The sequence below is a fragment of the Sphingomonas faeni genome (genome assembly GCF_023195535.1).
GTDB classification, from domain to species: domain Bacteria; phylum Pseudomonadota; class Alphaproteobacteria; order Sphingomonadales; family Sphingomonadaceae; genus Sphingomonas; species Sphingomonas faeni_B.
Genome location: NZ_JALPNF010000004.1, coordinates 260,143 through 275,776 on the forward strand (window position 1 = coordinate 260,143; position 15,634 = coordinate 275,776).

14 protein-coding genes are annotated in these 15,634 nt (G+C 64.9%); 6 read left to right on the forward strand and 8 right to left on the reverse strand.

Features of this window, described 5'->3' with window-relative positions; all coding sequences use genetic code 11:
- Positions 1–6 precede the first annotated feature (6 nt).
- Positions 7–909: a hydrogen peroxide-inducible genes activator gene (locus SPHN_RS11035; protein ID WP_060526661.1), complete on the reverse strand. Its 903-nt coding sequence runs from the start codon at positions 907–909 to the stop codon at positions 7–9.
- 148 nt (positions 910–1,057) lie between these two features.
- Here SPHN_RS11035 and SPHN_RS11040 point away from each other — a divergent pair, with 148 nt between their 5' ends.
- Both SPHN_RS11040 and SPHN_RS11045 read left to right on the forward strand, forming a co-directional pair.
- Positions 1,058–1,603: a peroxiredoxin gene (locus tag SPHN_RS11040; protein ID WP_248523269.1), complete on the forward strand. Its 546-nt coding sequence runs from the start codon at positions 1,058–1,060 to the stop codon at positions 1,601–1,603.
- Positions 1,604–1,750: 147 nt separating this feature from the next.
- The gene (locus SPHN_RS11045; RefSeq protein ID WP_056057750.1) at positions 1,751–2,269 is read left to right on the forward strand and encodes a carboxymuconolactone decarboxylase family protein; all 519 of its coding nucleotides are present in this window, start codon (positions 1,751–1,753) and stop codon (positions 2,267–2,269) included.
- A gap of 43 nt (positions 2,270–2,312) precedes the next feature.
- Here SPHN_RS11045 and SPHN_RS11050 read toward each other — a convergent pair whose 3' ends face one another.
- The gene (locus SPHN_RS11050) at positions 2,313–3,080 is read right to left on the reverse strand and encodes a sulfite exporter TauE/SafE family protein (RefSeq protein ID WP_432715080.1); all 768 of its coding nucleotides are present in this window, start codon (positions 3,078–3,080) and stop codon (positions 2,313–2,315) included.
- A gap of 172 nt (positions 3,081–3,252) precedes the next feature.
- Between SPHN_RS11050 and epsC the strand changes: the two genes are divergently transcribed.
- Both epsC and SPHN_RS11060 read left to right on the forward strand, forming a co-directional pair.
- Positions 3,253–3,945: a serine O-acetyltransferase EpsC gene (gene epsC, locus SPHN_RS11055; protein WP_248523273.1), complete on the forward strand. Its 693-nt coding sequence runs from the start codon at positions 3,253–3,255 to the stop codon at positions 3,943–3,945.
- Positions 3,946–3,958: 13 nt separating this feature from the next.
- Positions 3,959–4,297, forward strand: a complete 339-nt coding sequence (locus SPHN_RS11060) for a DUF2794 domain-containing protein (protein WP_132738950.1) — start codon at positions 3,959–3,961, stop codon at positions 4,295–4,297.
- A gap of 173 nt (positions 4,298–4,470) precedes the next feature.
- On the opposite strand, the gene SPHN_RS11065 is transcribed toward SPHN_RS11060, so the two are convergent.
- Together SPHN_RS11065 and pncB are read right to left on the reverse strand one after the other, a co-directional pair.
- Positions 4,471–7,368: a TonB-dependent receptor domain-containing protein gene (locus tag SPHN_RS11065; protein ID WP_248523275.1), complete on the reverse strand. Its 2,898-nt coding sequence runs from the start codon at positions 7,366–7,368 to the stop codon at positions 4,471–4,473.
- A 158-nt stretch (positions 7,369–7,526) separates the two neighbouring features.
- Positions 7,527–8,831 carry a nicotinate phosphoribosyltransferase gene (gene pncB / locus SPHN_RS11070; RefSeq protein ID WP_248523277.1) on the reverse strand — a complete coding sequence of 435 codons (1,305 nt, stop codon included), beginning with the start codon at positions 8,829–8,831 and terminating at the stop codon, positions 7,527–7,529.
- Positions 8,832–8,914: 83 nt separating this feature from the next.
- Between pncB and SPHN_RS11075 the strand changes: the two genes are divergently transcribed.
- Entirely contained in the window at positions 8,915–9,511 is a 597-nt protein-coding gene (locus SPHN_RS11075; RefSeq protein ID WP_248523279.1) for a cysteine hydrolase family protein, read from the forward strand.
- Positions 9,512–9,890: 379 nt separating this feature from the next.
- Here the strand turns inward: SPHN_RS11075 and SPHN_RS11080 are convergent, their stop codons facing one another.
- Genes SPHN_RS11080 through SPHN_RS11090 form a run of 3 tightly spaced genes read right to left on the reverse strand, consistent with a single transcriptional unit; the run spans position 9,891 to position 12,761 of the window.
- Positions 9,891–10,583, reverse strand: a complete 693-nt coding sequence (locus SPHN_RS11080; RefSeq protein WP_248523281.1) for an EF-hand domain-containing protein — start codon at positions 10,581–10,583, stop codon at positions 9,891–9,893.
- 34 nt (positions 10,584–10,617) lie between these two features.
- Positions 10,618–12,015, reverse strand: a complete 1,398-nt coding sequence (locus tag SPHN_RS11085; RefSeq protein ID WP_248523282.1) for a sensor histidine kinase — start codon at positions 12,013–12,015, stop codon at positions 10,618–10,620.
- Complete coding sequence (locus SPHN_RS11090) at positions 12,012–12,761, reverse strand: response regulator (protein ID WP_248523284.1); 750 nt, start codon at positions 12,759–12,761, stop codon at positions 12,012–12,014. Before SPHN_RS11090 ends, SPHN_RS11085 begins: the two co-directional genes overlap by 4 nt.
- Before the next feature lie 223 nt (positions 12,762–12,984).
- Here SPHN_RS11090 and SPHN_RS11095 point away from each other — a divergent pair, with 223 nt between their 5' ends.
- On the forward strand, positions 12,985–13,833 hold the full coding sequence (locus tag SPHN_RS11095) for a response regulator (protein ID WP_248523286.1): 849 nt from the start codon (positions 12,985–12,987) through the stop codon (positions 13,831–13,833).
- A 69-nt stretch (positions 13,834–13,902) separates the two neighbouring features.
- Here the strand turns inward: SPHN_RS11095 and SPHN_RS11100 are convergent, their stop codons facing one another.
- Positions 13,903–15,561, reverse strand: a complete 1,659-nt coding sequence (locus SPHN_RS11100; protein ID WP_248523314.1) for a sensor domain-containing phosphodiesterase — start codon at positions 15,559–15,561, stop codon at positions 13,903–13,905.
- Positions 15,562–15,634 lie beyond the last annotated feature (73 nt).

The following is a 15,634-nucleotide window of genomic DNA, read 5'->3' on the forward strand; positions in this document are numbered from 1 at the left end:
AGCCGGTTACTGAACGTCGGCCAGCGCCTTCGCCATCAACCGGAAGTCCTTCTCGCGCGGGCTCGCCCGCCGCCAGACCAAGGCGATCTTCCGCACCGCGTTGATCTCGTCGAGCGGGCGAGCCGTGATGTTGGTGTTGTCCAGGATACCGGCCTTGAGCGCCATTTCGGGCAGCATCGTGATGCCAAGCCCGTTGTCGACCATCTGCACGATCGTATGCAGCGACGTGCCGAGCATCGTCGCCTCCGCGCGCAATTCCGGCCGGTTGCATGCACCAAGCGCGTGATCCTTGAGGCAATGCCCATCCTCGAGCAGCAGCAGCCGCGTCTCGTCGATCGCCGACGCCGGGATCGCGGGCAGCGCAGTAGGCTCCTCGCCCGACGGATACGCGACGAACAGCCGGTCCTCGAACAACGTCTCGGACGTCACCTCCCCGCAGGCATAGGGGAGGGCGAGCAGCACGCAGTCGGTCCGGCCATTGTGCAACCCTTCGCAGGCGGGGCCGCTTGGCTCCTCGCGCAGGAACAGCTTCAGGTCTGGATAATCCTTCCGGAGCCGCGGCAGGATGCGGGGCAGCATGAACGGCGCGATCGTCGGGATGACGCTCATCCGCATGTCGCCCGACAGCGGCTGGCCGGCGGCGCGCGCCATGTCGCCCAGCTCCTCCGCCTCGCGCAGCACCCGCCGCGCCTTGTCGGCGATCCCGTCGCCCAGCGGTGTGAACCGCACGACGCGGCGCGTCCGCTCGACCAGCACCACGCCGATCAGCGTTTCGAGCTCGCGCAGACCCGCCGACAGCGTCGATTGCGTTACGAAACACGCCTCCGCGGCGCGTCCGAAATGGCCGTGGTCCTTCAGCGCAACCAGATATTGCAACTGTTTCAATGTGGGTAGGTAGGTCGCAGCCATTAATCGCCTCTATCGATCATCAGATGATAAATAGAGCGTTGGATCGATTACACCAGCCCCCATATACCGCATTGCACAACGACCGAGCGGGACAACCGCCACGCTTGAGGATGCCTGGAGCCAAGTTTATTTCCAGGAGGCTTCCATCATGTTGACCATCGGCGACCAGTTCCCATCGATGACCATTCCCGTCCAGCAGGGCGTTGCCGCACTGCCCGCCGGCGAGACGCTTGACCTGACGATCGCCTATCCTGGCAAGTGGAAGGTGCTGTTTTACTGGCCGAAGGATTTCACCTTCGTCTGCCCGACCGAGATCGTCGGCTACAGCGACATCCGAGGCGATTTCGAAGACCGCGACGCCGTGCTGATCGGTGCGTCGACCGACACCGCGCACGTCCACCTCGCCTGGCGCAAGTCGGACGCGGATCTCGCCGCAGCGGACTTTCCATGGCTGGCGGATAACGGCGCGAAGCTCGCCGACGCACTCGGCATCGTCGACAAGAACGAGCATGTCGCGTTCCGTGCGACCTTCATCATCGACCCCGACAACGTCATCCAGGCGGTTCAGGTCAACGGCCTGAACGTCGGCCGCAACCCCGCCGAGACGCTCCGCGTACTCGACGCGCTGCAGACCGACGAGCTCTGCCCGTGCAACTGGAACAAGGGCGACGACGTCCTCCAGCTGGCTGCTTGATCTATCGGGAGCGGGCTTGAACGCCCGCTCCCATTTTCTTCCGTCACCCCATTTTCTTCCGTCACCCCAGCGAAAGCTGGGGTCTCTTCGTAGCGGGGAGACCCCGGCTTTCGCTGGGGTGACGCATTTCTGGACTGGAACCCATTTATGTCGCTCAAGGAATTCGCGGGCACGCTGCCCGATTACGCCAAGGACATCCGCCTCAACGTCGGCTCGCTTCTCAACGAGACGCATCTGACCGACCAGCGCAAATACGGCCTGCTGCTGACCTGCGCGCACGGCTCGGGCTACAAGCCGCTGGTCGAGGCCGCCGAAGCCGAATGCGCGCCGAAACTCTCGCCCGAGGCTGCCAATGCGGCGCGTGCGGCGGCAGCAGTGATGGCGATGAACAACGTCTATTACCGCTTCACGCACCTCGCCGGGAACCAGGAATACCGCAACATGCCGGCCAAGCTGCGCATGAACGTGATCGGCCAGCCCGGCATCGACAAGGTCGATTTCGAGCTGTTCAGCCTCGCGGTATCGGCGATGAACGGCTGCGGCATGTGCATCGACAGCCACGAGCAGATCCTGAAGAAGGCGGGCGTTACGGCCGAGGCGATCCAGACGTCGGTGCGGATCGGCGCGGTGATGGCGGCGGTCGCGACGGTCCACGCCACGCTTTGACCTGAGATATCCTCCCCCTGGCGGGGGAGGATTTCCAGAGCCGTCAGTGCCAGATCGCGCGGTACAGCCCGAACAAACTCGTGATCGTCAGGATCACGCCGACCATCACCATCAACGTCTTCGCCGGCACGCGCTTCGCCAGCAGCGCCCCGAACGGCGCCGCCAGCACCCCGCCGATCAGCAGCCCCATCGTGGCCTGCGTAAACGCCGCCCAGCCGAGCTGCGTGACGAACGTCGCCGAGATCGTCGCGGTCAGGAAGAACTCCGCGGTATTCACCGTCCCGATCGTGGTCCTTGGCGCTGCGCCCTGCACCAGCAGGTTCGACGTCACCACCGGCCCCCAGCCGCCACCGCCCGCCGCATCGAGAAACCCGCCGACCAGCCCGAGCGGCTCGACGATCTTCGGCTCCTTCTGCTTGGGCGGATAACGAAGCCCGCGATACAGCAGATACACGCCGATCGACGTCAGGTAGGCGAGGATGAACGGCTTGGCGGTGCTAGCATCGATGTTCGACAGCACATACGCGCCCAGCACGCCGCCAATTACGCCGGGGATCATCAGCCGCAGGAACAGCGTCCAGTTGACGTTCTTGTGCAGCACATGGCTGATCCCCGAGACCGCGGTCGTGAACGTCTCGACGGTATGCACCCCCGCCGACGCCGCAGCCGGCGGCACGCCGACCCACAGCAACAGCGTGTTCGAGATCACGCCAAACGCCATCCCCAGCGCACCGTCGACGACCTGCGCGGCGAACCCCACCAGGATAAAGGGCAGGAGCGTCTCGAAGCTCAAGGTCGTCAGGTCGAACATCGGCATCCCCTCAATATCGCGCCCAGACTGCAGCGTGCAGTCTTATCCTACAACAAAGATAGGCTTTACCCCGGTCCCGATAGGCTGATGGGGGCTGACACTGCTCGCGGGCCCGGTTCTGGAAATCGGCCGTTCGATACCCTAGATACGGAAATCGCGAAGGGGACTGCGGATGTCGAGCGGATTACTGGCCTATCTGGATTCGATCCGCGCCCGCGATCCCGCCCCGCATTCGCGCGCCGAAATCATGCTGTATCCCGGCGTCTGGGCGCTCGGCTATCACCGCATCGCGCACCGGCTGTACAAGGCGAAGCTCTATTTCCTTGCGCGCTGCGTCAACCACTGGTCGCGCTTCACGACCGCGATCGACATCCATCCCGGCGCGACGATCGGTCGTAACTTCTTCATCGACCACGGTTTCGTGGTGATCGGCGAGACCGCCGAGATCGGCGACGACGTCACGATCTACCAGTGCGTCACGCTCGGCGGCACCAGCCCCGACAACGGCGTGCAGGGCAAGCGCCACCCGACCATTTCCGATGGCGCGATCATCGGCTCGGGCGCGCAGGTGCTAGGGCCGATCACGCTCGGCAAGCGCTCACGCGTCGGCGCCAACGCGGTCGTCACGCGCGACGTGCCGGCAGGGACCACGGTCGTCGGCATTCCCGCGCGCGCGACCACCATCGAGGGCGGCAACGCGCCCGAGCTCCCGCGATTCGTGCCTTACGGTACGCCTTGCAGCGAAGCATTCGACCCTGCCACGCAGAAGATGGAGCTCATGCGCTGCGAGTTGGAGACGATGCGCAAGCGTCTCGACGCGTTGCTCGCCGAAGATCATCCAGAGGACCAGCGCGACCGCGCATGATGGTGGCTAACTGATGGGCGTCGTACCCTTTCCGATACCGTCCAAGGCGACGCAGGTCGGCTTCGAACGCCTCGAACTCAATCGGATCCTCGACCTCTATGGCCGGATGGTCGCGGCTGGCCATTGGCGCGACTATGCGATCGATCTCGGCAAGGATGCCGCAGTCTTCGCCGCCTTCCGCCGTGCTGCCGAACGGCCTGAATTCAGGATCGAAAAACGCCCGTCGTTGCGTAACAAGCAGGGCATGTGGGCCTTGATTGGGGAAGGTGGCGCTGTGGTGAAGCGCGGGCACGAGCTGGGCCCGGTGCTTGCTCCGGTCGAGCGCCGGTTCATGAAACTCGTCGAGGACTGAGGAGAACCCAACGATCCTCCCCCGCCAGGGAGAGGTGGCACCGAAGGTGACGGAGGGGGAGGATACGGAACAGAGGTTCCTCTCTCCTCCGCCTCTGTCTGGCAAGAGCCAGCCACCTCCCCCCGGCGGGGGAGGATCGTTTAGGACGCTGTCGCCGCTAAGTTCCGCTCAGATCAAAGGCCCCACGACAGACGGATATAGCCGAACTGCCCCGGCACGTCATACGTGGTCGGATCGTAGTTCGGCCCGGTGCAGCTGAAGCAGGCCGGCGGGTCCTGGTTGAACACGTTGTTCACGCCGATCGTCAGCCCCAGCCGGTTCTGCAGCCAACCCGGTGCCAGCGTGACCTGAACGTCGCCGTAGAAGGTGCTCTTGAGCTTTTTGCCATCGGCTTCCTTCACGCTGTCGATATAGCGGCCGGTAAACGACGCGCGCGCTGCGCCGATATCCCAGTCGATCACCCCGTTTCCCTTGAGCTTGGGATAGGATTGATCCGGAAAGCCGCGGGTCGTGCCGCGATAGTCGGTGGTGGTGAAGCCCGTCGCCGCCGGGAAGGTCTCGGCATATTTCAGCAGGATATTGCCGTTGAGCGACAGCCCGAACGTCCCCGCCGAGGTGCGCGGCGAGCGGTACACCATCGTCACGTCGACACCGCGGGTGCGGATCCCGCCGATATTCTGCAACTGCGCATTGATCCGCGAGATCAGCCCGTTCGAGGTCCGCGTGATCGCCGCACAGCTCAGCGCATCGCCCGATTCCGCACAGCGGCTCAACGTCAGCTGCGCCGCGACGGGTGCGATCGCGTCGGTCACCTTGATGTCGTAATAATTGCCCTCGATGCTCAGCTGGCTCGCAAAGCCGCTGTTCCTGGCCCAGTTCGGAGCATAGACGCCGCCGAACAGCCAGGTCCGCGAGGTTTCCGGCTTCAACGCGGTGTTGCCGCCCGTCAGCACGCCGAGCTGGCCGCCATTCGGCTCCTGGTAACTCCCGTTTGCCGGCACGCCGTTTGCAGTGCAGTTCGCACGCACCGTGGCGGACGTCTGGTACGGCGACCCGGCGACGTTGGTGCAGGGATCGTCGATCGGTGCGTCCGAGCGGGATTCCGCCCCGAACAGCTCGCCGATGCTCGGCGCACGGAAGCCCTGCGCATAGGACGCCCTGAACAGCAGGTCGCTGACCGGCTTCCACAACCCGCTGCCGGTGTAGGTCGTGTTGCTGCCGCTGGTCGAATAGTTCGAATGCCGCACCGCGCCGCCGACTTCGAGCGAATGGATCAGCGGCGTGTCGTGGATCAGCGGTACGCGCAACTCGGCATAGACTTCGTCCGAATTGAAATTGCCGCGTGCGGGCTGCGCCGGGATGTCCGCACCGAGACCCGCGGTGATCAGAGGATCGGGCGTAAAGCTGCCATATTGGACGCGGTGCTCATAGCCCGCGGCGATGCCGACCGGCCCAGCGGGGAGGTCGAACAGGTCGCCCGATATATTGGCGGTGTAATCCTCCAGGCTCTGCGAACTACGCGCGCGCTCGTCGAACGCGATATAGGCGAGCATCTGCGGGGTAACGGAGCCCGCGCCGCCGAAGATGTTGAACGGGACGCACGCCCCGGTGCAGTTCGCGACCGGGCCCAGCGCCTGTTGCAGAAGCGCCGCATTGATGTTGCCGGTGAACAGCTGCTTGGCATCGTTGAAGCCGAGCACCGCATTGGCGTCCCAGTAGAATTTACGGCTGCCGACGGTGAACGAGCCGTCGAGGGTCGCGGTCGCCGACATCGTGTCGACGGTCTGCGAATAGGTCCGCTGCCCCGCCTCGACGAGACGACGCCGCACCGTCGAATAGTTCGCCGGCGCGTTACCCGCGCCGCCCGCCGACAATGTGTAGCCGAACGGGTTGAACGGGTTGGTCGCATCGATCGAGATCGTGTCGAGCAGATTGCCGTTGCCGGCGTCCGGCCCGACGAACAGCGGCAGGAATGCCGCCTGGTTTTGCGAATTGCGCCGCGTGTAGTTCATCTTCACGCGCAGGTTTACGCTGTCGGTCAGCTCCTGCTTGGCGCTGACGAAGAAGCCGTACCGCTCCGACGGTGTCAGGAAATAGTTGAACGGCGCGAAGTTGAACCGGTCCGACGCGGTGAGCAGGCGGAAGTCGCTGTTCGCGCCCGTGGGGTTCGCCGCATCGTAGCGCGGTCGGCCAAGGATCGGCGCGGATTTGAGCGTCAGCGCGGCGCCGGTGAGTTGCACATAGCCGTTCACCGTCGCGCTCGAACAGCCGCCGATCGGATCGGTGCAGCTCGTCTGGCCGGGGTTGGGGAATTGCGAGATCGCGCGGTCGCCGGTGCGCACCGCCTCCTGCTTCACATAGCTGCCGCCGAACACCACGCTCGTCCGCGGCGCCTGGATCCCGTAGCTGACATTATAGTCCTGCGTATGGCCGTCGCCCTGCCGGAACGTACCGAACTGCGCCGACGCCTTCAGCCCCTTTTGCTGCGACTTGGTGATGATGTTGACGACGCCGGCCAGCGCGTCCGAGCCATAGAGCGGCGACTGGCCCGACTGGAGGATCTCGATCCGCTCGATCGAGCCGACCTGGATCGTGTTGAGATCGACCGTCGAGGGGATACCGCTCGCCGAGGCGCCGTTGACGAAGCGCAGGCCGTCGACCAGCACCAGCGTCCGTTTGGCGGTGAGGTAGCGCAGGTCGATCTCCGCCGACCCTGCACCGACGCCACCGCCGTCGGGCGGATTGCCGATGTTCCCAGAATTGTTGACCTTCGAGTTCAACCCGCCCGCCGCGCTCGGCAACCGCTGGAGCACGTCGGCGACCGACGACAGCCCGGTCCGCTGGATCGATTCCGCATCGACCGTGATGACCGGCGACGGTTGATCGAGCGGACTGCGACGGATGCGCGACCCGGTCACGACGATATCGCCGCCGGTCTCATCGTCGGCTACCGGCGCCGCTTGCGTGGCTGGCGTGGTCACGGTCTGGGCTTGGGCCGCCGTCGCCGCCAGCATCGTTGCCAGCGCCAACCCCCCGGCGCTTGCATAGGAAAACGTCTTGAACGCGCGCATGAACCTGTCCCCCTGTTCGTGTATCCGTCCGGCATCCGCTCTATTTATTTTGTATACGGATCACGGCTTGGACGTAACGAAGCAAGGTGATATCGGTCTATGCGACAACTTTATTGCGAAATATGTCGGTTCTGTTGCACGAATGCCACGTTCGAGGGTTAGACCAGAACCGGCGCGGCCGCGCGATCCGCTTCGCCGAACACGCGTAGATAGCGAGCGATCTCCGTCGGTTCGCCCGTCGCCTTGGCGGGATTGTCCGACAGCTTCACCGCCGGGCGCCCGTTGGCCGCTATCACCTTGCAGACCAGCGAGATCGGCTCCAGCGCAGTCGCCCCGTCCGGATCGCAGCCGCGGAAGTCGTTGGTCAGGTTGGTCCCCCAGCCGAAGCTCATGCGCACCCGGCCGTGGAAATGCCCGTAAACCTGCTCGATCGTGTCGATGTCCATGCCGTCGGAAAAGATCAGCAGCTTGGTCTTCGGATCGACCCCCTGTTCCTCCCACCAGCGGATGATCTGCTCCCCACCCGCGATCGGCGGCGCGCTGTCGGGGCGGAAACCGGTCCATTCCGCCAGCCAGTGCGGCGCGTTGCGCAGGAACGCGGTCGTTCCGAACGCGTCGGGCAGCGCGATCAGCAGGTTGCCGTTATAATGCTGTCGCCAATGCTCGAGCACGCGGTAGGGCGCCTCGGCCAGCTCCGCGTCGCTGTCGGCCAGCGCGGCGGTGACCATCGGCAGTTCGTGCGCGTTCGTGCCGATCGCCTCCAGATCCGCATCCATCGCCAGCAGTACGTTCGACGTGCCGATGAACCGGTCGCCGAGCCCTTCCTTCAACGCCTCGACGCACCAGCGCTGCCAAAGAAAGCCGTGCCGCCGCCGCGTGCCGAAGTCCGACAGCACGAGGTCGGGCAGTTCGCGCAACCGCTCGACCTTCTCCCACAGCTTGGCCTTGGCGCGCGCATAGACGATGTCGAGCGCGAACCGCCCGCGATCGCGCAGGGCTGCGCGCGATTTCAGTTCGTTGATGATCGTCAGCGCTGGGATTTCCCACATCGTCGTGTGCGACCAAGGGCCCTCGAAATGCAGCTCGTACTGGCCGTCGACTTTGCGCAGATCGTATGCCGGTAGCTGGAACTCGGCGAGCCAGCCCAGAAACTCCGGCCCGAACATCTTCTGCTTCCCGTAGAAGCTGTTGCCCGCGAGCCAGATCAGCTCCTTCTTCGCAAACCTGAGCGTCCGCGCGTGATCGAGTTGCGCGCGCAGTTCGGCCTCGTCGACGATTTCCGCCAGCCGCACGGTCTTCGTCCGGTTGATCAGCGCGAAGGTCGCGGTCACGTCCGGATAGACCTGCCGGATCATCTGCAACATCAACAGCTTGTAGAAATCGGTGTCGAGCAGGCTGCGCACGATCGGATCGAGCCGGAAATTGTGATTATACGTCCGGGTGGCGATATCGGTCACGGCCATGCGCGTGGGCTCCTGCGTTGCGTTAGGCGGCGGGTGTCCGAGAAGACGCGAGTGTGTCAAGCAGCGGGCAAAGGAGACGGGCGATGGCGCGGTTCGTGGTCGTGGTGGATACGCAGTGGGATTTCATGGCGGAGCAGGGCGCGCTGAGCGTGGCGGGAGCGGCGGCTCTGGTCGCGCCGATGCAGGCGTGGCTCGCGGCGCTGAAGCCCGGCGAAACCGCGGGCGTCCTGTTCACCTTCGACACGCATTTCGTCGAGACCTATCCGACGTCGCCCGAGGCGAAGATGTTCCCGATCCACTGCGTTAAGGGTACGCAAGGGTGGCGCAACATGCTCGACGTGGCACTGATCGAGCCGGCGATCCCGGCGTGGCGGATCGAGAAGGGGGTGTTCGACATGTGGGCCGAACCGGCCCTCGCGATCGAGGGCGCGCGCGAGGCGGGACAGCCGTCCATCTTGCGTGACGAGTTCTTTGCCGGACTCACCGCGAAGGGCGTCAGCGAGGTCACGGTGATCGGTGTCGCGGCGGACTATTGCGTTCGCTGGGCAGTCGAGGGACTGATCGCCCGCGGTTTCGCGGTGACGATCCCGCGCGATCTCACGCGCGGCATCGAGCGCCAGATCGACCGGGTTGCAGCGGAAGATTTCGCGGGCCAGCGCCTGGATATCTCCGGTCGATAGCGTTGGGCGCATCACGTCCTCGCGCAAACGGTCTCGCCCGTCGCGTCTGACCGGCAATGCGTTGATACGTACTTGAAACACTGCGGACAGGATCGGCGCGCATGCCTAGCCCGAAAACTCGGAGGGAAATGTCATGCAGCGCCTGTTGGTACCATCGCCGGAATGCTCGACCGGACGCCATGTGCCGCGGTCGCGTCACCGGGATGCGCCGAGCGATGCGATTCAGCGGTCTGCGTGTCGTCGGTGCGGTGTCGCGATCGTAAAATCCGCCGTAAGTCGCCGCTGGATCGTCTCCGGGCTGCTCGGCTAAAACTCCGTCGCCACCAGAGGGAAGCGACGGGACTTCGGGGATAGTATTTAGCCTCGCGCCGTTTCGGGATCAGGGCCCGATCGGCGCGGCGGGCGCGTCGGATCCGTTGCGCCATGTCTCGGCTCCCGCCTGGGGCAACTCGCCACGGGTGAGCGCACCATCCTGGTTGCGGTCGAGGGCCGCGAACCGGAGCGTCGCGGTGGTGGTGAACTCACCCGCGTCGATGCCGCGGTTACCGTTGCGATCGGCCGCTACGACCGGCTCGGGGAAGTCGAAGAACCCGTAACGCGCCGCGCCCAGGCGTTCGCGCGGCCCCGCGGTCTTGCTGGCGCCGCCATTCCCGAAGCGCATGGCCGGCCCGCCAAGGGCAGTATTGCCGGCAGTGCCGTCGTCACCCGGCCTGCTCCCATCGGATCTATGGCGGCCGCCGACGACGCGGATTTCCGGGACGAGCACGTTTTCATAGGAAGCGATGTCGTCCGGATCGATTTCGCCATCCCTGCGGCGATCGAGTGTGGAGAAGAAACGCAGTGCGTCATGCTGGAATTCGACCAGCGTGATCCGCCCGTCACCGTCGGTATCTGCACCTGCAAACCACAGGTTTCGCGCTGCTCCGGGGCGAAGGATCGTACGAAACGGTTCGCCCATCGGGCTGATGAACAATTGGCCCCGACCGCGTTCGGGCGGACCGCCGGGGCGGGGGAGGCCGGTGGCACACCCTGCCAGTGCAGCGGCAAGCCCGATCGTGATGACGCGTCGCATGGCGGTTCCTGGATGTTGAAAAGGATAGGGCCGGTCAGCCGGGCAGCGTGATACGGGCGCGCAGACCGCCTTCGGCGCGCGCCTCGATCGTCGCGTCGCCGCCATGCGCGCGCGCGACGGCACGGACGCTTGCGAGACCCAGCCCGATCCCGCCGGTATCGCGGTTGCGGGATTGTTCGGCACGGAAGAAGGGTTCGAACGCGCGGACCAGATCGTCGGGCTTCATGCCCGGGCCGCGATCCTGCACCTCGATCACGACCATGTCGCGGTCGCGGTACAGCAGCATCTCGGCATGACCGGCATATTTGACCGCATTGCCTATCAGATTGCCGATCAACGCCTTCAACGAGGGCGCGTCGCCTTCGATCGTCAGGGGGCCGCCGGACTGAAGCACGACGTCGTCGCCGCGGTCTGCGAACTCGTCGGTAACGCTCTCCGCGAGCGACCGCAGATCCAGACGCTGGCGGCGGACATGGCGGGTCATATCGCGCACGAAGGCCATCGCCGCGCCGATCCGGTGGCTCATCTCCTGGATGTCTTCCTCGGTGGCGATTCGGATATCTTCCGGTGCCTTTTCGAGCCGCAACGACAGCCGCATCAGCGGTGTCCGCAGGTCGTGCGCGACCGCGGCGATCAACGTCGTCCGATCCTCGACATAGCGATTGAGTCGTTCCTGCATCACGTTGAAGGCAACCGCCGCCTCGGCGATCTCGGGCGGACCGGTGAGCGTCAGGGGTTCTGCCCGCGGATCGCGGCCGAGCCGTTCGACCGCAGCGGTGAACTGACCGATCGGCTTGACCACCCGCCGCGCCAGCGCCCACGCGATCGGCGCGACCACCGCCAGCGCCACCAGAAACCACAGGATGATGCGGATCCGCCACGGTCCCATCACGGCACTGGTCGGGCGGATCACCCGCCATCGACCGCCGCCGAGGTCGATGGAGACGATGAACGGGCCGAACAGCGCGTTCTCCAGGGCGGCGAAATTGTGATGGCGACGCGGTTCCATCGACGGTCCCATCGGTATCGGCGGCCGGAGCGCGCCTGCGAACATCGGGCTTCCAGACCGCTCGGCCTCGACGACGACCGCGGACGTGGGCAGGCCCAGATCGCTGGCGATCACCGCGCCGATCCGGCGGTCGCGCGGGCTGTCGGTCGGGTCCGGTCGGCGCGTCGAGATTTGGGTCTTCAGCAACTTGGCGGGATCCACCCCGGTGCGCGCGAACGCCGCGATACGGGTGGTCGTGAAAATAATCGGCGTCGGCGGCGGCATCAGCAGCAGCGTGGCGAAGTTCAGCACCTGCACCAGCAATACGGTGATCAACATGAGCGCGAAGATCCGCAGGAACAACGGCCAGGATCGTTGCAGATTGCGCGCGCGCGCATCGTCCCTGCCGGTGTCCCTGCCGATCGGGTGGGACGCCCCGGTCATAGCCGCACCACGCGTGGGACGAAGAAATACCCCTCGTTGCGGATCGTCCTGATGATGTCGTCGCCGCGCGAGCGGAGTTTGCGTCGAAGACGGCTGACCTGGACGTCGATCGCACGATCGAAGGCGTCGGTATCGGGCCCGCGCGCCGCCTCCAGCAACGCATCGCGTGCCAGGACGCGTCGGGGGCGCTCGACGAACGCACGCAGCACGGCAAACTCGCCATCGGTCAGGTCGATGAGCGTGTTGTCGGCGTCGAACAGTTCATGCGCGGCGAAATCGACCCGCCAACCGAGAAAACCATAAGCCCGCCCTTCGCTGGCATCCTGCATCTCACGCGCACGTAAGGCTGCGCGGACGGTGGCGAGGATCTCACGCGGACTGCACGGCTTGGTAAGATAGTGGCTGGCACCGATCTCGAGCCCCAGGATCCGGTCGGGTTCCTCACCGAGGGCGCTCAGCATCACCACCGGCGGCCCGGCAGCGCGCGCGAGGCGGCGGCAGACCGACAGGCCATCCTCGCCCGGCATCATGACGTCGAGCAGGATCAGCGACACAGACTGGCGCGCCAGCACGCCGTCCATCTCCTGTGCACTCGTCGCGGTTTCGACGTGATAGCCGTGCATGCCGAGGCTCTGCGCTAGCAGCGTGCGGATCATGTGGTCGTCGTCGACTATCAGCAGCGTCGGTTTCGGCGACGCGCCGTCGGTAGCCGCATTGAACGATTCGGGGACGGGATTCGGCATCATGTGGCGATCCTAGCGCGCGCGTGTGTTCGCGATGTTTCTGCATGCGCCAAAGTACGTCGCCTCGCATCCTCTCGTTGCGAGAAACGTAGGTTAGAGAGGCCGTTACTAGCCTATGTGTCACGGTGGGGCAGGGGGCGTCACATCGGGAAACATCCCGGACAAACACCGGGTGCAGTTGGGACGGCATGGCTCACCGTCTCCCTCTCCCCGAAAGTCGCCGGCGATGAACGTTTCCCAGCATTACGAACCTGCGATCTCGCGCCCGCCGCTCATCGCCGAGTGGCGGGATGATGCGACACACGATTCCGCGGAGGACACGGCGTATCACGCCGCGCGGATCATCATCGTCGATGACGACCCCGGTCTGCGCGAGCTTCTGACCGAGTTTCTCGTCGATAACGGTCTCGGCGTGGAGGCGGTGTCGAGCGGTGCGGCGTTAAGGGCAAGGCTGGTTCAACGGCCCTGCGATCTCGTGATACTCGACATGATGATGCCCGGCGAGGATGGTCTTTCCGTGTTGCGCGGACTTGCCCAGTTCGCCGATCCCCCTGGCGTCATCATGTTGTCGGCCCTGTCGAGCGAGGTCGACCGCGTGGTCGCGCTGGAGATGGGCGCGGACGATTATGTCACGAAGCCATCCACCCCGCGTGAGATCCTCGCCCGCATCAGGTCGGTATTGCGGCGTCGCAATCGGACCACAGCCACGGGTACGGACGTGGGGATCATCGCCGAGCCAGGGGAAGCCGCGCGTTACAATACGACGTACCGGTTTGCCGGCTGGACGCTCAATTGCCGCATGCGATCGCTGCAGGCGCCCGGCGGCGAGATCGTGTCGTTGACCGAGGGGGAGTTCCAGATGATGGATGCTTTCGTCACGCATCCGCACGCGGTTCACACGCGCGAGGACATGATCGCATTGTCGGGACGCGCCGATACCTCGTCCAAAGATCGGACGATCGACGTCAACATCAGCCGTTTACGGCGCAAACTTGCCGCCTTCGATCGGACCGAGATCATCCGGACGGTACGTGGCAAGGGCTATCTTTTCATCGCCGACGTCATCGCCGCCTGATCAGGCAGGCCGTTCGCGGCGTCGGGCTGAACAGGTGGCGGACTCAGGCGCTGGAGTCGGTCGCCGGAATCATGCGGCGGCGCGCGGCGTGCTTGCGGCGTCGCCCGGATGCGCCATGAACCATTCCAGGAATTGCGCCGCGGGCATCGGTCGGGCGAACAGGAACCCCTGGGCCTCGTCGCACTCCATCGTCGACAAGCAGGCTGCGACGCCTTCGGTCTCGACGCCCTCCGCGACGACCCGGTAGCCAAGCTCGTGCGACAACCGGATCATCGTCCGGACGAGCGTCTGCTCGTCGCCGCCGTTGAGGGTCGAATCAAGGTCGCGCATGAAGCTCTGGTCGATCTTGACGACATCGACCGGCAGTTGCTGGAGATAGGCGAGACTGCTGTAGCCGGTGCCGAAATCATCGATCGCGAGCCGGACTCCGGCGGCCCGTAGCGCGGCGAGTTGCTCGCGCGCCTGCGCTACGTTCCGCATGATCGCGCTCTCGGTGACCTCGAGCTCGATCCGGTCGGCGCGGATCCGATGTTTCAGCAGCAGCAATTGGATCCGCGCGGCGAAATCCGGTTCCTCGAGATTGTTTGCGGAAAGGTTGATCGACAGATTGCCGGTAAAACCGTCGGTAATCCAGCCGCCAAGTTGCTCCAGTGCCCGGTCGACGACCCATTGTGTCAGGGGCTTGGCATGCGAGGTCTGCTCGATCAGCGGAATGAACTCCGCAGGCGACACTTCACCCAGGATCGGATGGTTCCAGCGCAACAGGACTTCTGCGCCCAGGCACCGGCGACACGTTAAATTGACGCGGGGCTGGTAGACCAGTCTTAACTGATCGTCGGTCGCCAGCGCAGCCTCGAAGTCCCGCAGCAGATCGTAGCGGCGGCGGTGGACCGTGTCGTTGGCCGAGGAGAAGAACGACACGGTCGTTTCGAGCGTTCGCGCATCTTGCGCCGCACCATGTGCGAACCGCAGCACGTCGGTCGGTTCGACCATGCCGAGAATGATCGGCACGACGCCGACTGCGCCGGTGGTCGAAAACCGCAAAGTCGATGTCCTGCTGCACTGCTCGACTTTTTCCGTCAGCAGGGCGACGTAGGCGTCGTCTTCGACGTCGGGCTCGGCGAAGAACACGAACTGCGTTGCGGCGACATGATAAGCGCGACGATTTTCGGCTAGCGCATCGCGCAATTGAAGCGCTGCGACCTTGACCATATCGACGACGTGCTCGGAGCCAAGGACCCGGGTCATGTTGTCGATCTGATCGGTCCGGGCGAGGTCGAGCATCACCAGCAGGCGGCGCTCCCCGCCGTGGTCGCGCGTAAGATCGTCCAGATCGTCGAGAAATTGCCGACGGTTCGGCAATCCGCTGATCGGGTCGATTCGCCCAAAGGCATGTTGCAGCTCGATCTGCGACATCGTCATGGCCGCGAGGTCGCGCAAGGCGGCCATCTCGTCGGCAGTCACGGTGCGGGGTTCGGTCCCAGTCACGCACAACGAGCCCAGGCCGAAGCCATCGCGGGTCGTCAGCGGCGCTCCAGCATAGAATCTCGTGCCCGACAGCGCGAGTTGGCTCGTCTTGTAGAAAGGGTGGTCGAGCAAGTCGGGAATCACCAAAGGCCTGGTCGTCTCGGCGACTTCCGAACAGGGCGCGCTGCTGCGGTCGAGTTCGGTGTGTTTGAACCGCGCCGGGTTTGTCGGAGGCTCCAACTCCTGAGAAGGTGGAGCCATGACGAGCAAGACGACGAACAAGTTTGCGCCCGAAGTCCGCGAGCGGGCGGTACGGATGGTTTTCGATCACGAG